We start from the raw sequence: 20,056 nt of genomic DNA on the forward strand, positions 1-20,056 counted from the left end.
CCTAATCCTTGGAAATTAAAAAACTAGCTTGAAGAGCCAAGCTATACGCTTTATGAACCCACTCTCTATCCTCAGATAGTAGCCTGGAAATTGCGACTTGTAAGAAACGGCCAAACGGTTTATAACTCACAGGAAAGTCATCTTCCGAATTTAAATGCCCTGCGGCCCAGTAGGCGGTCAGTACTGGTAATTCCAACATAAAAAATTGATTTTTATACACATGTTCTGGGAGGGTTGGATTTATTAACAGACAATAAAGCTTCTGAGGTAATACAGCTCTCATCAAATTTGGTTTTAGTTCGTGTCTGAATTCTTCATCTTTTCTAGCCGATTGAACTCGACAAATAAACTTGCCATTTTGACGTTCGAATAATTCCTTTTTTGCCATATGAAAAGAATCAAATTGGTTTAATTTCCAATCATCACTGTGACTTTTAATCCAATCACATGTTTTACCGGTTTTCTTGTATCTCAGAATATCGGCGATCGTTGCAAAGCCTTCTCCTCTAGAGGATAGCTTTTCCAAAAAGTCTTCTATCTGCATCATCATTAGTTGTTGCGACATCACAACATCAAGTCCTAAAGAGGAAACATCACGGTCTATTCTGGCTATAAGACTATCCATAGCTGAGTACCAATGCTCTAAGTCTAAACAAAACCAACTAAAAGGAAGCTGATTTTGTAGCTTCCAAACATCTTCAAACCATTCTTGCTCTGACTTTCTAAATAGTAACAATGCAAAAAGCTTCGGGTAATTCACCATATGAATAAATACATTAAATGTATTTGCTCTAACCAAGCTCAAAGCATCAATAAATATTTCTAATTCATCCCAAGCTTTGTGAGTCGGGTCTTGTTCCATTAGCTTTAAGACATCATGAAACCATTTCAAATCATTACTTTTGATCGCACAAGATAACGTTTCATCGAAATCAACATTTTCACCAAAAATCGTCACTACTGTAGGTTGAACTTTATGTTCAGGATCTGCAAAAACAAGCCAAGGACCAGATTGTAAATCCTTAGGAACAACAAAAGACTTTCTGCTCTGTTCGTCATAATCAACATCCATAACAACTTCACTTTCATTAAGTTTCCACATAGGACGAAGCTTTAAATTGACAGAATCGGGGTGTTTATGAACATGCATATTATTGATGAAGAACTTTTCCTTTATCCTTCTTTCATTGGTAACAGGAATAGCCAAATGTCTATCTGGGTATATTTTTGCTAAGTCACTACTGTACCCCAAAGCCTTATTTTCCACACGAAAACTGATAAAGTCCCATGTATCATCAGACTGTGCATACAAGGTATTAGCTAGTTTAATTAGTACCTGACAATCGATTAGCATTACAGGAGATATTTCAACATTTCCAAAACGTAAATGCTCATTTAAAGAAACTTTGATTTCATCACGCTGTTCTCCTCTGTTTTCCTTAATTAATACAGCATTAATCTTAAAACCCCAAATCGCACTTTCATTGTCGCAAACAACTTTTAGTGAGCATCGGTATAAATCATCAATACATATTCGTTGATACTTTGTAACAGGGCGTCCCGTATGTGAAATAAGGCAGAGACCATTTTGGCCTGTGGGAATTTCAAAAGATAATGACCCCGAATTTGGCCAGCGTAAGTCAGCACTGACAGAAGCGGCAATACCATTAGGCAACTGAATATCGAGTCTTTGTCCTAAAATAGCTGGCTCAACACTCCTTAGCCAACGTTCCTGAGATTGGCATAATGCAACACCATCATTTTTAAAATTAATGACATTGACTTCAAGTCTACCTGTGGCATCTAGGTGATGAGTAAAACTAGATTTTTCCGGAATGACATTCAAGTTTGACTGCCAAAGGATGTCACCATCTTTACTCCAGATAACATTACCTCGACCAAATACATTATCAGCCTGCCATGCGCTAACTTTATCTTGCTCTTTGCTTTTCCAAAACAACTCTTCTACTGGAATCTCTGCAATATTACCGTCTAGGTTGGATAAAAGTGTTGGTAGTCCTTTATAAACTTTGTCATCGACAGCTAATGGCTCTAAAAAACCTTTTACCTGACACAAAACCACATTAGTACTAACGCAATCAGTAATAACTTTAAATGAACCATGAATAGTTGATACTTTCGCACTTCCATATACTTCATAAACCGATCGTTCAGATCCTACAATAGTACCAACATGCTCGACTGTCGATAATGCATTTGAAGCCACAGGCTCTGCTGTAGAAACTATGTATACTTTTTCATTATGACTTTTTACTGAACCTTGCCCAACGAACATCAAGCCTTTAGAAGCTGAAGCAAAAATCCAAGGCATTTCATTTGATAATGCCTCTCCTCGGTAGTAGATGTTTGACGTTAGCTTTTTATCTTCACTCCATAACTCAAAGCTAAGTTCGTTTTGTGCTGGTTCTCCAAAGTAATTGACAGTTTTACGAGATACTTGCCAGCGTTCTGCTCCATCCGTTTTTAAATTAAAGGAAGCTGATAATTTTCTTTCGAGTGTCGAGCTTATGGAGTACATGTCAAAAAACTTAGGTAGCTCTGCATTTTCCAGTTGCTCATTGAGATCATCAGGATTTATGGTTGCATTTAAATGTATCAGCGCTTCTAAATGCCATCCTTCTTGCCCCTCACGTAAAAAGCGTGTAACTCTAATAGGATGCTTTTCTCTTTTTACAATGCTAGAAGCTCTTCTAAGTAATACTCGCATTAACTCCGTTGCTTCATCATCATCCAATAGAAACTTTAAATCGTTCTTCCATTTAGGTTTTTTAGCATCCAATTCCAACACAGGATCTTTTACAGCATAAAGGTGGTATTCATCCCTTAACAAAATAAGATCGTCTAATAAGGATGCGGCTAGTTTAGCCAAGGAATCTTGCTGTAAGCTTTTCGGTAAGTTATGTAGAGATTCGCCCGCTAGTTCATACGATGATTTACTAAGGTGAAAACGGCTATATTCTTCAATTAAGTTGATAAGATATTGTCTTAAATGAGTTTCATTTTCTCCTGTTAATATTGCTCTTGGAAACCCCCCTTGACAAAATAAAGTAGCAAAATACTCATCTCTAGTGGTATCAAAAATAGTCTGTTTCCAGGAATCTAAACCTCTTTCCACAGCTCCTCGAACGGATGACTGATAATAAGGGCGGTAATCCCTAATACCTAAACTATCGAAAAGTGGTTGCCACTTATCTCTTCCACCACCGTAATTTCTTTGTAGCCATGTTGCTGAATACAGAACAAACAATTTATCAAATATAATTGAAGCATTAAAAACGACGCTAGGTGACTTCCCCCCCAGCATATTCTTTAGTTTTAATCGAAGAGAAGTAAGCTCTTCATCTGTTACTTTATACGCCCAAATAGGCTTTCCTGATAATCTTGTACGTGGAGGAATACTAAGAAATTCACTCTCCCAATGTTTTAATGCGCTAATACCAGTTAACTTTTTTGAAGATATAGCTGAAGTACTCATAATAAATTGCCTATTTTAGGGCGATAGGCTCGTTTGATATTTTTTATTATCCGAGCAAAGATATAAGTAGAGGAGTAACGCTGGGGTATTATCACTGAAATTCCTTTTTACTGCTTCCCGACCATGGGATAGTTATATACTACTAGCATTAATCTACCATTCATTTAATTAAGATCAAATAATTATGCGACCAATTAGATTAAACTCACAAGCAAGTTAAGAGCTCTATTATGCTCTTAACTTGCTTGAGATTATTATTCAAGCGCAGCGATTTCATCTAACATTGGCATTCCACCGTGTACGAGGCCCTGCAGTTCCCCACACATTGACAACATTTGTGCAGTTATGCCTGAAATTTGGCCTTCACGCTTTTTCCATATTCTTTGTATTGCGTTTCGTTCTTTATCAAGCTCGCTTTTCATTTGTTCTTGATGATCAACAACCGCCTTTACACGTTGAACAAATTGAGGGCTGCATATGTAATCATAAATAGCTTCCATTTGTTCATTTTTACCTGCACTTACCGTTTTTTGACGCTGTGTCTCTAACAAAGTAACCCTCAAAGCTTCACTTAGCCCCTTTGCTAAAGCTGGTTTAACTAACCAAACTCCATCAACCATTAACATAGGCTCATTTGTATTTGCAGGAAATACAGTGGTTACAAGTACTCCAATATCACCGGCAGCATTTTGTACATCTGTTTTAAGTTTGCTAACCCAAGTGTTTGACCAGTTTTCAGCTCGCTTTGTTTCCCACACTATTTTTCCACATACAGTTCCTGAGCGCATGCAAACTGTTTGAATAACATCTGCGCCTTTAGCGCCTTTTTTTACAGGTTCAATAAAATCAAGCGGATATAACTGTGCTAGTGTAGTCTCTAACTCAAGTTCTAAAACTTCACCTTGTAGTTGTTGTGATCCCTGCTCTAGCTTGCGTTTAAGTTCGTTATTAGCTTTGGAAGCATCATCAATTTTTTTACGATACTCTGCTTCTTTTAATTTAAACTCGTTAGCAGCATCATCACGCAGTAACTGCTTTTGCTCCTCAACTTTGCGAGCTAATTCTAGCTCATAGTTTTTTTGTTTATCTTCAAGCTCTGCTTTGGCCTTTCTGAGTTTAAGCTCTTCATCTCTAAATCGATCTAATTGTTCATCTTTAGATTTTATTGATTCCTCAAGGCTTTGCTTCTCCAGCTTCACCTTTTCAAGCACGCGTTGCTCTGCTTTAATTTTTTCAGATTCAATCTTTGTTTTAAGTACCTCTTGGCTTTGCTTGCTGTCTTCTAGCTGTTCATTTAATTGAGCTAGTTGCTGCTGAAATACTTTTGACGCTGATTTTTCTGCATCTTTTGTGGCTTGGGCTTTAATAGCCATTAATTGCTGGTTTAGTAGTTCCTTATACTCACTTTCGTGCTGCTCAATTAAATGCTTTGCTATCGCATCTTTTACATGAAAATCAGTATCACAATGAGGACAGGTTATTGAATCGTTTGCATTAAGGATAATTTTGGAAGTCATGGCTGAGCCTTATAATAGTTAAACACAAATAAACTATTACAAGCTTAGTGCCAATGTATAACACACTGTTTTGCATATAATTTAAACTTACAACCAAATTTAACATGGGAATAATATTACTTTTATGTAAATAAAATCACTATCAAATAAGACCTTAACTTAAACTGCTCAAATCTATTCTATTTTCACATTCAGCTTTTATATCAAAAGGAACAACCCAGAGCTTTAATGTACCACCTTCATAGTTAAAGCTATGTGGGAGTGTTGTACTAAACGCATCTGTTTTTGGGTAAATAAGGACTAAGCGCCCTTTACCATTTAAGTAGGTATGACCATAGCCAAGCATCTGATAAAAGTCAGCCTGAGAAAGCCCAAACTTGTCTTTTCGTTTAGAATTTTTCTCGTTTATTAATTTCCATTTTGTATCAAGCACAATGTCATTACTTTTATCAATATTACTTTTGCGTGAGATATATAAATCCGGTTTTAATAAAAAATATGGTGTATTACCATAATCAACTAAAGACTTTGTGCTAACCTGGGCAGATATCTCACCCAAACCTGTAATATGCTTTTTTATATACTGAGCAACAAAGCTCTCAAACACCGCTTCCATAGGAAACAACAACGAAAATGCATTGCGCTTGCCTTGCAAAGTTAACGGAGAAAACCCATCAATAATTAGCCTTGCCCACGCCAGTGAGGCTTCGTAATATTTCATTCCTCTATCTAACTTAACGCTGGCAAAGTCATTTTTAACATTATTACTTAGTGGTATATCTGCAAAAGCAAATAACAACTCTTGCAGTAGCTTTTGGTTATTAGCACTTCGGCTATAGCCTTTCACCTTGACAAGTGCAGTGTGTATTAGTCGATTAACCGGCCTATTTTGTAAGTAATCTTCGTACTCAACATAAAACTTATGTTTATTAATAAAGTTATGCTTAACTTGCTTTCCTACCAGAAGCTTTCCTTTTAAAAAGGCAACGTTATCTTCTTTTAGTAGATAGTCACTTTTAAGCCCGCGCTTTATTAAGGTATTTACAGAGGCTAAAAACTGGCTAATAAAAACCTCTAGTAAAGGTATTTTATTTTCAGCTAAATTAGCATTACTAGTTTGTAAGTGCCTAAACTGCTTAAGTGATTTAAGCATCATTAGTAATGAAGCGCGCGAGGCGCTATCATCACTATTTTTAGCTACTTTAGGCAATACCTCTATTTGGGTTCCATCGGGTGTAAAAATCACACCAGCATAGTTTTTAACTTGTAATACTTCACAGTGATCAACTTGCTTTAAGCGCATAAATCGGCTTTCTGAGTCATCACATAAACATAATTTTTTTAAATAGTTATATGCATCTCCAGAAATAGGCTCTATCTGGGGCGATGCTTGTACTTTGTCACTTTCATCATCACCATTACCCAAATACCCAAACTCAAAAACAGTAGTTTGCTTTTTAACTTCCAACATTAGTGAGTACTCGAAGATGTAACTTCACCCGCATCATCACTAGTGTTCGCTGGGCTTTTAAACACTGTATTGTCATAAATAGCTTGATAAGCTATTGGGTTATTCCATACTGAATCATGATCGTTAAATTCAGCTAAAGTGAAAGTTGTTTTCGTGTCTTCATAGGTTTCTAAACCATGATTATCACCAAAAATTTCATTATATTTTTCGTTTTTCGACTTTACAAAAATATATTGTTCTAATTCACTTTTTTCTTTTCGGTTGTCACCTAAAACTAAGCGAATTTTATTCCAGTCTTCAAAAAAGTACTCTTCAAGTAGCGGGATTATTTTATTTTTAAAGGTATTTTTAAGTTCACTAAAGGCTTTTTCTTCAGCATCATCGTCACTATTTAAAGCGTCTAAAACAGGAATTAAAAAAGCATGCCCTAATGCATGTTCTCGGTCATATAACACTTCAATGCGCTTATTCATTGTTTCAAGTAGTTGTTCTAAATTTATCCCCTTAACTACTTTGTCTTTAAACAACTCAGGTTGTGGCATCATTTCTATAATGTCAAAACGACGTCGCAATGCAGTATCCATCATTGCCAACGATCTATCAGCTGTATTCATAGTGCCAATAATGTAAAGGTTATCAGGGACTGAAAACACGTCACCTGAGTATGGCAAAACAGTATCTAACTTTTCGTCATTACCAAGTCTTTTTGAAGGCTCAATAAGTGTAATGAGCTCACCAAATATTTTTGAAATGTTGCCTCGATTTATTTCATCGATAATTAAAACAAAGTTTTTGCGTTCAATATTGTTTGACTCAGTGGGTGAAACTAAACCCTTTAAGTACGAAACTAAAGGCCGATAATAAACACCTAGCCCAGATTTGTACTCTCGCTCACCATTAAAAATAGCTCTTAAAGTATTTATACTCAGTGTGTGATCTTTACTACCCCCCTGTTTTTCGAAGAATATTCGCTTGTCATTAAAATCGATTACTTTGAATGACACTTTCGACATAGGAACTTCAACAAACTCACTTTCAGCTAATTCGGCGCAAAATGCGTCCCAGCAACTATCAAAGCTATGCTGTACAGTTGATTCTTGAAAGGTACGATATTTAGTTGCTTCAATTACAATTTGTTTAAATACGCCATCTTCAACTTCATAGGAGATACTGCCGTTATCGCTAGATGCTTTAAGTCCTTCAACAAACTCTTCATATCCAAAGCTCTGATGGAATGTTAAAAATCTAATTTGACCATATTGCTTAAGCTCTTCGTAATATTCTTTATAAGTTGCTCTTAAATCTTGGTCATTTTCTACTTTTTGAGCAAAATAAGGATCTACAGCATCAACTGCTAACTTAACGGTATTAAATGTTTTCCCTGTCCCTGGTGGGCCATATAAAATGGAGTTTAGAGGGGGTAACTCAATTGACTTATTCATAGATGGAGCTTCTAAATCACTATTTGTAATTGCTTTACTAGGCAGAAATAGGTCAAAGTCTTGCTTAACATTGTTAAAAGCAAAGTCAATTAAAGCTGTTTTTTCTGGATTATCTGCTGTTACTTTCCAAATGCGAGGCCTGTATGTATAAAAATACCATGTCTTTTTATGAAAATCAGGATACCATTTTACCTTTAAATTAATACCATCATTTAAATTTTCAGTTACTTCACCAATAGCTTTAATGTCCATTACTGAAGCCATTTTACCGTCATTATCGAAAGGTAAATTATAGGTTTGTGTATAAACTGACTTTATAGCAATTTTATCGCCTGCTTTAATTTTTTTTACATTGTCATGGTATTTATTATCATCACCATTTTGCCAAATACCTTCTTTTGTAAAGCGCTCGGTTTGATCATCAATTGCGCCGTACGATGCATCTAAAAACCAATAAATGCTTTTTCCGTTTGACATGAAACATCCTTATCTTTTTTTAATTTAGGTTTAGCTCTATAAAACTTCTAAATTCGTAATTAGGCTAAATTCTAAAATTTAACTGACTATCAAGTTCACATAAATACTCAACAAAACACTCTTCTATTTTTATTAACTTTGCTATATCAAATTCTTTAGTATTGCCAGTGCCGTATAAAGCGTCGTCTTCTTCGTCAGGTTCTATTCCATGCACTATCTCACTGTGTAATTGGGCAAGGATATCTCTATCAATGTAGGGAGCTTCACTACAAAATTCTCCAACGGTATCAATTAAATTTGCATGAAACTCGTCAAACTTATCACGTTCTAAATTCTCTGGAAATTCAACTAAAGAGTCATAATAATCTTCTAATTCACAGGCTAACCGGTCTAACTCATTTGCATCCAAAATAAAATCTTTAGATCCATTATCATAAGCAATATGTAACTCGTTATGAGCTTCTAGCTCAGCTAACAAACTCTGCAAACATGAAACCATTACAGCTTGATCGACTAATGCTTGTGAATAATCAATTCCTATCTTTTCATAATCTGCTTTTATTTCTTGCTCAATTTCTTTTTTATTTATATTTAATTCATTTTCAATGGACGACATATTTAGTACCTATAAAACTTTAATTTTATAAAAAATAATCTACTAAAAAGCTAACTAGTAACTTGTGCTAGTTAGCCGAGGTACTGACCGGCGCATACTCTAAGTTTTTCTTCATATTTCCAATTAATATCGCTTGGTTAATTTCAGAATCAAAAAGTTGTTTTAACAAGTCTTTCTGATTGTTTATTAACTGGGCATGCTGAGGAGTTTGACCGCTAATGACTTCACGCGCTTTTGCATTACACCAAGTCTTATAATTAGATAAAATTAGGTTGTAATTTTTTGATGAAGTCTCAAGTATATGATCAGCCATTTTATATTTACCGAAGCGTTCATAAAGTTGGCTTTCTAAGCAAATAGTCTTCGGAAGCAAGTCCATCATCATATTTACAAAATCAAACATCAACTTTGCATGTTGTGCACTTGCAGAGTCTACATATCCAACTAAGTTATCAATAAGCGATAAAAGTTCATTTCTTTTAACTGCAAGTTGAGCCATGTATTGCACTGCAATCTCATGTGACTCCTCTACAAGTGCCTTGTCTAATAACAGCACTCTTGCCGACTCAATTAATCCAAAGTATTCTGATAGTTGACTCATAAAATATATAACATTTTGTGAGTGTACATCTTGCGAAACCAAATCAATCTGATCTTGCAACTTATCAATTTTATTAGCTAAATATTTTGTTTGTGCAACAATAGCACCCAATAAAAGCCCAGTAGATAAACCCGTAGCAGCAAGTTGAATTGTTTGAGCAGCTTGCATTTGCTTTAAAATAGAACCAAGCCCTTCAGAAGAATCTATCGTTTTTTCTACTAAAGGAAGCCACTGCTCTACTCCTTTATTGCTCACAGCAACACCATCTCTTAGGCGAATAGTCCCTCTCTGTAAACCCTCAATTACTTCAGGCTTTACTTTAGACCAATCGATGATTAAAACTTTTTCATACATTTAAAAAATATCCTTATTTTCTAATTGTTGGCGCATAGCAGCTACTTGAATAACAGCAGGAAGAGTAACTCTAAATGCAGGACCTGTAATCGCAGGAACAGTTATTAAACCATTAATTGCCCAACCGACTGGACCTGCAAAAATACTCAGTGTTCGAACAATTGTTGCATTAGCTGCTAACTGTAAACCTTTACCCATAATCATTCTAGCAATAGAGTTAGCAACAATTAACGCAACCTGATAACTAGCAAAGCCACCAAGCTTTATTGCCGAAATTATTGCCGTCATTGCGGCAGGGCCAGCTAACTTAGGGTCAACTTTTAGTGCTTTTGTTAACTCACTTTTTTGCTCATCGGTCATATCGTCCCATGAAGTCTCTATTAATTTGGCAAACATTGCTTTTTCTATATCAATAGTCTCTGCATCAAAATTGGTTTTTACTTTAATACGCTTACATACATCCACTAAAATTTCACGATACGTAACACCTGTTCGACGAACAAGGTTAACCAAAGTATCACCACCATAATGCTGGAGCTCTGCAGCTACACTTTGCCACGCTTTTCGATAGTCACCTTTTGCATCTATAAATGCTTTATTTCCAGATAATGACTCTGTATTTCGTTTTTTCCCATCTTTATCAAACATCAAATGCTTAACGAGTACTTCTAGCATTTCTGCATCTGCATACTGTAAAAATGCTAAATCTTTATCTTCTCTATATTTATTTGACATCTGTATTCCCTATTTTAATTTACGATTAATTATATTGATTTATTATAAATAGCTACTTTTGGTACTTATAGATCGATTTTTTTTTCGATCAAGGGTTGTTTATTTCAAACCTTGTCATGAAACCTTCAAACACTTTATCGGCTCTATTCTCTGATAAAATACTTTTTAATGTTTCAATAGCTTTTAATTTTGAATGTTTATTTTTTATCATATAGGCATATACCAGCATTGCATGTCTGATATGCGTAATAGGTATGTCTACAGCTGAAAGTACGTCCAGAACAGTTGTAACAGCATTTGAATAACTAAAATCAGCTTCTTGTAGCAGTGTTGTAACAGCTAAGTTTTTTACCTTTTCTTCCTGAGTATCAAAGTTAGTAGCACTCTTAGACGTATTATCATTTAAATAGTCATAATGTGATGACTCTGAGTAGCGACCATCAGGTGAGTAACTTCCATTATTTATGTGTCTGCGTTCAATCTCAGCTTGATGTGATAGCTTTCTCGACATGTGCTTCCTCTAATTGTTTCAAATTTTTATTAAAATACTTAACCACCTCGGCAACAATGCCGACCAGCAAATAGCGTGTTATTTTTTACTGGCTTTTGCTAATATCGATTGCGTTAGATTATCCACCCGCTGTTTAGAGTTAGCGAGGTTCTTTTCTAAAGTGCCGGCTAAGGCGAAGTATTGTTCGAAGAGACGAACAGTTCGGTTTGTAAAAAATTCAAAGTTTGATTTTTTCACTGGCTACTTCTCCTTTTACTCAATAGGTATTGGCAACTTTAATACCAACACTATTGTCCTTTTTATTTTTCGTGTTTGATGTTTAGATTCTTCATCCAATTGCTAAGCGTTTGGTGATCTTTTATGCCAAGCATTTGAGCAGCATGTTTTTTAACATTACCACTTGCTTTTAAAGCAGCTAAAACATAAGCTTTTTTATATTTATCAACTAATTGTGTTATATCTATTTTATCATCGTATGACAGTATAACATCTGTAAAGCTTTCATTTTTAGCACGCTTAATCACGGCATTTGCTAAGTCATTTTCAGTTATTGTTTGTGAGTCAGACCATAAAAATGCACGGTTTAATGTGCTCCACAGCTCTCTAATATTACCTTGCCACGGTTGAGATAAAATAAACTTTATTCCCTTTTCGGAAATATTTTTACTTATGTAGTCGGGATGTTTGCTACCTGCTTTATTTATTTGCTCTACTAGTTGATTAACAATAACAGTGATGTCTTCAATCCGCTCTCGTAGCGCTGGCATTTGTACAATGCCCACTGCTAAGCGGTAAAATAAGTCTTCGCGAAACTTACCTTCTTCTACTAACTTTGATAAATCTTTATGTGTGGCTGCAATGACTCGAACATCGACATTAATGGTTTGGGTGTCACCTAAACGGTTGACCTCACCTTGTTGTAATGCCCTTAAAAGCTTTACCTGAATTTCGGGAGTTAATTCACCCACCTCATCTAAAAATAAAGTGCCTCCGTCGGCCTGTTCAAAGAGCCCTGGGTGATCTTTTTCTGCTCCAGTGAAGGCCCCTTTTTTATGACCAAACAAGGTTGAATCAACAAGGTTTTCTGCAAATGCTCCGCAGTTAATTACTTTTAATGGCTTGCTTGCTCGTAAGCTTCCTTTGTGAATGGCTGTTGCCATTAGCTCTTTACCGGTTCCGGTTTCGCCAAAGATAAGTGCGGGTACTTCTGAAGCTGCAATCTTTTTAGCTTTGTTGACTACTTTTTGCATTTGCACTGATTTTGCAGTGAGTGCTGAAAAAGCTTGCTCAATTTTAGGCTCAGAGGTTGCCGTATTCGCTATGTTTTTAGATGCTGACTTTACATACTCTTGGCCAAAATCAATTGGGATATCAACGTGTAGCAACTCATTCTTTGGGGTTGCTTGAAGGAATTGAACGTTCGCTTTACCTTTACCGATAAGAACCGATAAAGTGGTCATTGCTGGCGTGCCTGAGGTCAGGTTTATTGATAACGAGTCAGCTTCTTTACTTAATTTATTGATCCAAAGCGCTGTTACTTGGTGAATAGACTCATAATCAATTGGGCTGGCTATATTGGCTTTATGTACCTGAATATCATGATATGGTTTTCCAATTGTAGCCATTCGCTTTTTTACAAAATCTTCAAACTTTTTCCAATATTTTTGCTGATGATTTGAGAGTATTACAATTTTATCAAAAGGAGTTTGAGAGTTAGTAGCGAGAGTTGAAATTGAAGCATTTTTTTCACCATCGAGCATGTTATCAATGTCTTTGGTGCCCAGCCAAGAAAGAAGTATATTCACAGTCCATTTGCTCATATTGTTACTTTGTTAACTATATTACAGTAAATAATAAAATTTACCTATAAAAAGTAATAAGTTAGCCCCTTATTCATCACTAAAATTTTCCACGTCAGATTGATTTATGTTGTATTTCTATACGAGTCTAAGTCTTTATCTTGACTAATAAAGTTTGTGAAAAGGTTCTCTATAAATGAAGAATAATATTTTGTGATCGACCATCAACTCCTAATAATCATATACAACAATTAAAAATGACATTTGATGTACTACTTGTTTTTACAAGAAAGAAGTTTGGTAAACAACTCTATTAAGATAGTGTTTATGAGATTTGTTTTATGTAGAAAGGAAAATTTTGCAAGTTTTAGTGTTTTTTGGTTCATTACGCTTTTAATTAAAAAAGGAGTAGCACGCTACTCCTTTATTGCCCTCAAGCCTCGCCTTACATTATCGTTGGCAATACGCTTTTGCATTACCACAATGGAAAAGTATATTTGCGTACAATTCCCTCACTAGTATTATCAGAGTGAACTCTGACTACCCAGACATTGAGTAGTGAGCCGGCAAATAACGGCTCGTGGCGTATTTCGTGAGTTATGATTAGGCCGCTATTTTTAAATGCAAAAATAGCTTTCTTTATCCTATGAATGCGTTTGTTTGATTTGCGATATGGTCTCTTTTATAGAATTTTGAGTACGCTCATTATTAAGCTCTGGCTCGAACTCACGCTCAATTTTTTCTTTAAAGTCATCATCAAAGTCATTCTCTAATTCCGTATCGAATAAATCATCAAAGCGCTCAGGGCTTTCGTTGCAAGGTTGGTCATCGTAATCCGAATAATCAAAGGTACCCTCCTGAATATCTTCGAGCAGAAACACCATCATTTTATAAAACAACACTTTTACACCACGATAGTTGAGTTGTTTATTAGCATAAACATCAGGCTCAAAAATTGACCAAAGCCCCTCAAAATCAGGGTTTTCTTTGTTTAACATTAAATGATTAATTTTATGGTCGTTTTTGAGAATGATACTGCGGATTGAGTCAACTAAAGTTAGAAGATCCTGCGTTGATATATATCTAAACATAGATATGCTCCTTTATTTTTATATGGGTTTAAACCGCTGTAACGGCTTTTAACTAAAAAGGAACGAGGAAGGGGAAATATTAAGAAAGCGAACCCAAGGGTTCGCCAGTTTTAACTTTTTTCGATGATTTCTAACCAGCTTTCTTCAGCGTAACTGAAGAAAGTTGTTGGTTTAGTTAAGAATATCGCTTCGAACTCCGCTGAAAATAAATGACAGAATTCTTTTATTTGCTCAATGTACAGAAGCAAAAAAGCATACATTTCTACACCATCTAAATAGCGCCCTGAAAAATCAGGATTATCATCAAAAAGCTGCTTTGAGATGCTTATACCCAATACACTGCCTACCCTATCTCTGTGCATATAAATGTAATGGCTAAAGCTAAGTTCGATTAAATCGCTTGTAGACGCTTCATCAACATCTGCTAATAGCAAAATCGTTGAATTGTCATCCCAAGGTGATTTACTCGCGCGTTGATACTCTCTGATGAATTGTGATTTTGATGTACTCATGAGTTTCCTAGTTAGTGTTTGACCTAACACTAACTAGGCTTATGTGATGGTAACGAATGGTAAGTAACAGAGGTAAATTTCACCTCTGTGTTACGCTTTTCTCATTCAGTGTTACGAGTTAATGGCGCTGTGTTACGTAGTAATTTAAGAGAAAATAAAGGAGGGAAAGCGTGTGAAAAAATGCATAAAATTGATAAAAAGTCGATTTAGTTAATACAATTTGCTTTTCCATCAAACTTAGTTAATACTTAGCTTTGTTGTTGATTTGTCAAAAATCACCAACACAAAAAAGAACACAGCAAAATTCAACTATTTGTTTTTCCTCATTAAATTCTGGCACCTAGTACTTATCACAGTTAATACATTTGTTATTGATGAGTAATGCCATGACACACCTTTAAGCACGATGATGGAGTATTGCCTTTAAAAGCTAATATAGATTTCAAAAAGCAGCGAAAATTGCAGCCGCGTAATATAGATTGCTGCGAATGAAGTTTCTTTGATCTGGATCAAGTTTAAAAGTAGTTAAGATTCTCCAAGAGAGATATTACAGAACTAATGCACTGGGATTATCTATCGAACCAAGCTATGTGACGAAATAAGTGAGGGGTTTTATGGTGACTAGATGAGTTTTCGGTATGGGCAGAGTCTTAAGGGCATAGCTCGTTTATGGACAAAGGTGCGATCGAGGATTTAATCGTAACGCTCCGCAAGCCTGTTGTAGGCGCGAAGTGGCTAAAATTTATAAATTTTAGCCAGGTAGTGAAAATAAGTATTTAGCGGCTTGTTATGTATTTTCTTTAAAAGAATACTCTTCTATTTCACTTACAGAGCGTAGGGTAATCTCTGGGAAGTCCACACAAATACGCAGGCTATAGGGAGCCTGCGTGTTTGTTTCCCAACGAGCACTAATGAGCGACTAAAGAGGTTGCTTTTAAACCACTTGCTCTGCACTACCTCTCAAGGTTTTTGGAATATAGCGAATTAATTGTTCATAACTTTGAATAGTTAAACGCTGCTTTGGGAACTCATGTAGTTGAATATTTAAGTACTCAGTTTTTGAAACTGGTTTAGCCATACGCTTCAGAAAGCCCGGAGTACTTTCTGAAAACAAACCACTTTCTAATGTAACAGCCGAGATTTCTTGCCAGGGAATAAACAGGTTTTTATGAACAAACTTAAAGGGAAAAAGCACTCTTAAATAAAGCCCCCTGTTATTTGCTGCAACCTTTAAGATTCCGTTATGTCGTATTTTACCAATATACCCACTTCCAATTCGGAAGCTTTCTTCTAAACCCCAGTCATTATTTTTTCTGTATCTTTTAGCTAAGTTTTGCCAGCCACTTTCTTTTCCTAGTCCATAACAAACTCCAAACCAACCAACTACAAAAACAACATAAAACCAGTTTGAAGTGAAAAAAGACGATAAAACTGTCTGAGAGTAGATCACATACTCTTGAACTAAAGGAGATATTTCACCTCCAATTCCCACGTAGATGAATAGAACAAAAAACGAAAGAAAAGAAATAGTCCAAATCAATCCAATAAATTTAAAAACAATCTTCATACTTTCCTTGTGTCCTAATCAGCTTGCGGGCGACATAATTTTTTATATACGAGTTTATTACAACCTATCAAATTTCATTACTCTGTAAAACTCACCAGAATTAGAGCATTTATAGTTGCTACCATTTAAACCTCCGCCTTTGATCTTAACGAGAGTTTTGTCTTCGAAATAACACGTATTCAAAGTGGACGTGAATATAGCCTCACCTCTGAAATGATTAAAACCACCATTAATGGAGGCACCATTTTCAGTCATCTGTGATATTGCAGTTACAAACTTTAATTTTCGAGACAAGTGCAGAAATCTTCCATAAGTATCAAGGCTTCGATAAGGGGCTAAAAATTGTTTGCTAAATGTTGAGGAGCCAAAACAGCAAACTGTTTTTTGTCCTTGTTTATTAGATTGTTAGGGCTACTTTTACCCAAATGGTGATTTAAAGCAACTACGTTTATACTCTTTAATTGTTATATCAGCACTGAAGAGACTTTAAGGCTTAATTTAGCTTCGCTTACTAACTCTTCTGAAAGAGCCAAGAATCTGAAGCTGATATTTAGTTCAATGTCTGCGCCCATTTGGTCTGTCCCTAGATGCATAAGAATTTGATAGTGCGAGTTACATATTTTTCTGCTTATTCGGAATGCGAAAAGGCTACAGCAATACGCAGCTTTAATTTGTTATGCAACTTCCAACCACAAATCAATATTGAATTCCTTTAGGTGTTTTTTAATTGCACCAATTAGATTAATAATTTCTTGTTCAGGCATTACTTGGGCTTTGATATAAATATCGCTATTACCCTGACCATACTTGGATATCCACTCATCGGAGAAGATGGTATCCGTATAACTTTGAATCTTAGTTTTCAGAAGTTGTTCGTGATACTCACAATCCCTTAGTGCACTTGACAATACAATAACCAAATCGACACCACCATCTTTTCTTTCTCCAACGATATCGATTTTATCTAAGTTCTCAATAGGGTCATCCATGTTCAGATTCCTTAAGTTACGTGATATTCAAGTCTTTGTGACATGCGGTTTGTCAGGCAAGAGCAAAGCAACTGGTTTTGTCAGCGCTTTTAATTTGCCTTGCTATATGCAAGTGACACAAATTTCATTATGTCATCTAGCAATATTAGTATTGCAAAGCTAATGATTAAAACAATTAAATAGTACAAATTATAAGGTGACCAACTAGCAAGTAGTGTGGCTTTATCACTATCTGATAAACAAGACTCTAAGATGCCATTTAAGCAGCGTTTTTGAGCTAAAATGAACTGCTCACTACTTCTATACGACATTCCAAACATAGTACTTGTGTAGCCTAATATGCCAAACAAGAGTCCTTTCAAAATCCTTTTATACATTGATTAGACACCCTAAACCTTCATGTGAATATAATTTTATAGTGATCTTCCCCTGAACAACTACTCCTTTATTCGATAACCCTTTACTAAAGATTCGTTTTAAATTGACTGACGGCCTCAACCACTTCTTTAGCACCTTTTTGAATATCATCGATTACACTTCCTGCGCTATTAGATAACTCTAATGCATCTTTTGCTTCTACTAGACTAGATTCAATTTGAGTTACCGCATCTTGTGTTAGTACTTTATTTTCAGTCACGACACCTATTATCTGCTCAGTAGCGGCACTCGTTCTTGAAGCAAGCTGCCTCACTTCATCAGCCACAACAGAAAAACCGCGTCCTTGCTCTCCAGCTCTTGCAGCTTCTATTGCAGCATTGAGAGCAAGAAGATTAGTTTGGTCTGCAATACCTTTAATACTATCGACCAAGTCAGCTACTTTAGCTGACTGTACATCTAATTTATTGATACCTTCACTGGCTGTTTCGAGTTTCTTAGAGAGGGCTTTCATCGTTGATATTGTTTGCTTAACAACTTCTAAACCGTTTTCTGCATCTGCGTCTGTTTGCTTTGAAATATCGTAAGCAATCTCTGCAGTCTGTGAGATTGCTTGCTCTCTTTTCATTTGTTCTGTAATGACAGTCGCGAACTTAGCAACTTTATATAAATCACCATTGTCGTCATGAATTGGGTTATATGAGGCTTCAAGCCATACCTCATTACCGTGGCTATCAATCCTTTTAAAACGATCTGAAATAAAGCGCCCTTGCTTCAGCTCAGACCAAAACTGTTTATAAGCACTCGATTCAACTTCATGTGGATCACAAAACATACTATGGTGCTTTCCTAGTATTTGATCTTGAGAGTACCCCATGGCTTTCAAAAAGTTATCGTTAGCATTGAGTATTATGCCATCTAGGCTAAATTCAATCACAGCAGAAGAGCGACTGAGAGCAGTAAGCATATCTTCTTTCTCTCTTGATTGAGATATAGTTCTTGTCAGTTCAGCTGAATACACGGCAAGTTCGCCATTTATTGGTTGTAAAATGCTCCTGAGCCACAGTTCACGACCTGTATTAGTTTGTAATTGTAAGGCGCCGTGCCAATGGTTTAACTTATTTATTGCCGAGAGTAATTTTTGTGTGTGGGGTTTATTAATTGATTTTTTTAGGAGCAAATCATTTAAGTTTTTACCAACTAGATCATTCGCTTGAAGGTCTAGCGCTGCTGCAAATCGCTCATTTACTTCAATGATGGTGCTATTTTTGTTCAGCAGAAAATACAACATCTCTTCTTTGAGCTCATGCTTTATATTTTCGTATTCAGCAGCCTGCTCTTTTAAATAAATATTTTCGGATAACAGTTTGCGATTAGTAAACCACATTAGGTATGTTCCTTTGGATTATGAACTCAAGATTTGAGTAATTTTTATCATAATACAAATATAATTGCTTATTAATAGTACATTAAGATGAATGGGTACAAAGAGAGGTTAAAAACCAGGACGTTAACTCAGAACTCCAAACTTTGTTTTAAACAACACTTTCACACAAGTATAGTTCCGTACCTTATTGACCTAGGGTGATTTACTCGCGCGTTGATAATCTCTGATGAATTGAGGTTTTGATGTACTCATGCGTTTCCAAGTTAGTGTTTGACCCAACACTAACTTGGCTTGATGATAACGAATGGTTAGTAACACAGATAAGTTTCATTGCTGTGTTACGAAATACTTAAAGTGAAAATCGAGAAAAAAATGAGTAGCCTCGTTGCGTCATGAGCAAGCCCTAATAAATCCGAGTATAGGATTTCAAGGCTTATCTATGGTGACCTAACTAAACTTTACTTTTTTAAAGGCAACATACGTTTTAAGGTATTATCAGCCAAAATGTAATGATGGAATAATGCAGCTGCGGCATGCAAGCCTATTAAGTAATAACCTACTTCACCCACAGTCTCGTGTATTTCTTTGATAGTTTTAGCAAGATCTTTATTTTCACTTGCTAATGGAGGTAGCTCTAAGCCAAAAAATGGCACTGGTTTACCAGCCATACTCAATATCAGCCAACCTGCTATTGGCATTGCAATCATGAAGACATAGAGCGCTAGGTGCACAAGTTTGGCTAATGTATTTTGCCACATTGCAGGCTCAGGTTTTATTGCAGGCGTTGAGCCTGCCAGCACACGCGCCACTAACCTTATAACTACTAGAGCTAAAACAGATAAACCCAACATAAAATGCCACATTTTAAAAGCGTCGCGGGTTTCAGTGCCTTTATCAAATAACTCGCGTAATTCAATACTGCCAAACACTGTCACGATTAAAATAAACATAAGCCAGTGCAATACAATCGAGAACGAACTGTAATGAGTCGTTGTATTTTTAATCTTCATAATGCCCCTTTCGTAAAACGCGTTCAGATAACTGCTAAATTTATACGTGATATAGACTCACAATTACGCTATCCTTTGAACGCTCTTGCTGTAATGATCTAAAACA

The 20,056-nt window shown here is 35.9% G+C and carries 15 protein-coding genes; all 15 read right to left on the reverse strand.

The annotated features are described in order from the left end of the window. Window position 1: 1 nt before the first annotated feature. Complete coding sequence (locus EXT43_RS19445) at window positions 2–3,496, reverse strand: STY4851/ECs_5259 family protein (RefSeq protein ID WP_130167726.1); 3,495 nt, start codon at window positions 3,494–3,496, stop codon at window positions 2–4. 254 nt (window positions 3,497–3,750) lie between these two features. Then, on the reverse strand, window positions 3,751–5,013 hold the full coding sequence (locus tag EXT43_RS19450; protein ID WP_130167727.1) for a DUF2130 domain-containing protein: 1,263 nt from the start codon (window positions 5,011–5,013) through the stop codon (window positions 3,751–3,753). A 154-nt stretch (window positions 5,014–5,167) separates the two neighbouring features. Beyond that, the gene (locus EXT43_RS19455) at window positions 5,168–6,484 is read right to left on the reverse strand and encodes an McrC family protein (protein WP_130167728.1); all 1,317 of its coding nucleotides are present in this window, start codon (window positions 6,482–6,484) and stop codon (window positions 5,168–5,170) included. After that, a complete protein-coding gene (locus EXT43_RS20865; protein WP_240701540.1) occupies window positions 6,484–8,403 on the reverse strand; it encodes an AAA family ATPase in 1,920 nt (639 codons plus the stop codon). The genes EXT43_RS19455 and EXT43_RS20865 overlap by 1 nt, the downstream gene beginning before the upstream one ends. A gap of 64 nt (window positions 8,404–8,467) precedes the next feature. Beyond that, a complete protein-coding gene (locus tag EXT43_RS19465; RefSeq protein WP_130167729.1) occupies window positions 8,468–9,019 on the reverse strand; it encodes a hypothetical protein in 552 nt (183 codons plus the stop codon). Between the two features lie 67 nt (window positions 9,020–9,086). Beyond that, window positions 9,087–9,974 (reverse strand): hypothetical protein, encoded by an 888-nt coding sequence (locus EXT43_RS19470; protein WP_130167730.1) that lies wholly within the window; start codon window positions 9,972–9,974, stop codon window positions 9,087–9,089. Further along, window positions 9,975–10,709, reverse strand: a complete 735-nt coding sequence (locus tag EXT43_RS19475; protein WP_130167731.1) for a DUF3944 domain-containing protein — start codon at window positions 10,707–10,709, stop codon at window positions 9,975–9,977. Between the two features lie 88 nt (window positions 10,710–10,797). Further along, complete coding sequence (locus EXT43_RS19480) at window positions 10,798–11,220, reverse strand: hypothetical protein (protein ID WP_130167732.1); 423 nt, start codon at window positions 11,218–11,220, stop codon at window positions 10,798–10,800. Between the two features lie 299 nt (window positions 11,221–11,519). Then, window positions 11,520–13,040, reverse strand: coding sequence for a sigma-54 dependent transcriptional regulator (locus EXT43_RS19490; protein ID WP_240701541.1), 1,521 nt, complete (start codon window positions 13,038–13,040; stop codon window positions 11,520–11,522). Window positions 13,041–13,663: 623 nt separating this feature from the next. Further along, entirely contained in the window at window positions 13,664–14,110 is a 447-nt protein-coding gene (locus EXT43_RS19495; protein WP_130167733.1) for a hypothetical protein, read from the reverse strand. A gap of 110 nt (window positions 14,111–14,220) precedes the next feature. Further along, entirely contained in the window at window positions 14,221–14,622 is a 402-nt protein-coding gene (locus EXT43_RS19500; protein ID WP_130167734.1) for a hypothetical protein, read from the reverse strand. Between the two features lie 934 nt (window positions 14,623–15,556). Further along, window positions 15,557–16,189 carry a hypothetical protein gene (locus tag EXT43_RS19505; protein WP_130167735.1) on the reverse strand — a complete coding sequence of 211 codons (633 nt, stop codon included), beginning with the start codon at window positions 16,187–16,189 and terminating at the stop codon, window positions 15,557–15,559. A 674-nt stretch (window positions 16,190–16,863) separates the two neighbouring features. Next, window positions 16,864–17,178, reverse strand: coding sequence for a DUF6572 domain-containing protein (locus tag EXT43_RS19510; protein WP_054562606.1), 315 nt, complete (start codon window positions 17,176–17,178; stop codon window positions 16,864–16,866). A gap of 463 nt (window positions 17,179–17,641) precedes the next feature. Beyond that, window positions 17,642–18,940 (reverse strand): PAS domain-containing methyl-accepting chemotaxis protein, encoded by a 1,299-nt coding sequence (locus EXT43_RS19515; RefSeq protein WP_130167736.1) that lies wholly within the window; start codon window positions 18,938–18,940, stop codon window positions 17,642–17,644. Between the two features lie 458 nt (window positions 18,941–19,398). Next, window positions 19,399–19,950 (reverse strand): cytochrome b, encoded by a 552-nt coding sequence (locus EXT43_RS19520; protein ID WP_062565837.1) that lies wholly within the window; start codon window positions 19,948–19,950, stop codon window positions 19,399–19,401. Between the last annotated feature and the right edge of the window lie 106 nt (window positions 19,951–20,056).

The organism is Pseudoalteromonas sp. CO109Y (assembly GCF_004208935.1).
GTDB classification, from domain to species: Bacteria; Pseudomonadota; Gammaproteobacteria; order Enterobacterales; family Alteromonadaceae; genus Pseudoalteromonas; species Pseudoalteromonas shioyasakiensis.

Bases quoted from the DNA above. Each gene is read 5' to 3' on its own strand.
- EXT43_RS20865 (WP_240701540.1), bottom strand. From the start codon at position 8,403: ATGTCAAACGGAAAAAGCATTTATTGGTTTTTAGATGCATCGTACGGC.
- EXT43_RS19505 (WP_130167735.1), bottom strand. From the start codon at position 16,189: ATGAAGATTGTTTTTAAATTTATTGGATTGATTTGGACTATTTCTTTT.
- EXT43_RS19450 (WP_130167727.1), bottom strand. From the start codon at position 5,013: ATGACTTCCAAAATTATCCTTAATGCAAACGATTCAATAACCTGTCCT.
- EXT43_RS19475 (WP_130167731.1), bottom strand. From the start codon at position 10,709: ATGTCAAATAAATATAGAGAAGATAAAGATTTAGCATTTTTACAGTAT.
- EXT43_RS19470 (WP_130167730.1), bottom strand. From the start codon at position 9,974: ATGTATGAAAAAGTTTTAATCATCGATTGGTCTAAAGTAAAGCCTGAA.
- EXT43_RS19480 (WP_130167732.1), bottom strand. From the start codon at position 11,220: ATGTCGAGAAAGCTATCACATCAAGCTGAGATTGAACGCAGACACATA.
- EXT43_RS19515 (WP_130167736.1), bottom strand. From the start codon at position 18,940: ATGTGGTTTACTAATCGCAAACTGTTATCCGAAAATATTTATTTAAAA.
- EXT43_RS19495 (WP_130167733.1), bottom strand. From the start codon at position 14,110: ATGTTTAGATATATATCAACGCAGGATCTTCTAACTTTAGTTGACTCA.
- EXT43_RS19510 (WP_054562606.1), bottom strand. From the start codon at position 17,178: ATGGATGACCCTATTGAGAACTTAGATAAAATCGATATCGTTGGAGAA.
- EXT43_RS19500 (WP_130167734.1), bottom strand. From the start codon at position 14,622: ATGAGTACATCAAAATCACAATTCATCAGAGAGTATCAACGCGCGAGT.
- EXT43_RS19520 (WP_062565837.1), bottom strand. From the start codon at position 19,950: ATGAAGATTAAAAATACAACGACTCATTACAGTTCGTTCTCGATTGTA.
- EXT43_RS19490 (WP_240701541.1), bottom strand. From the start codon at position 13,040: ATGAGCAAATGGACTGTGAATATACTTCTTTCTTGGCTGGGCACCAAA.
- EXT43_RS19465 (WP_130167729.1), bottom strand. From the start codon at position 9,019: ATGTCGTCCATTGAAAATGAATTAAATATAAATAAAAAAGAAATTGAG.
- EXT43_RS19445 (WP_130167726.1), bottom strand. From the start codon at position 3,496: ATGAGTACTTCAGCTATATCTTCAAAAAAGTTAACTGGTATTAGCGCA.
- EXT43_RS19455 (WP_130167728.1), bottom strand. From the start codon at position 6,484: ATGTTGGAAGTTAAAAAGCAAACTACTGTTTTTGAGTTTGGGTATTTG.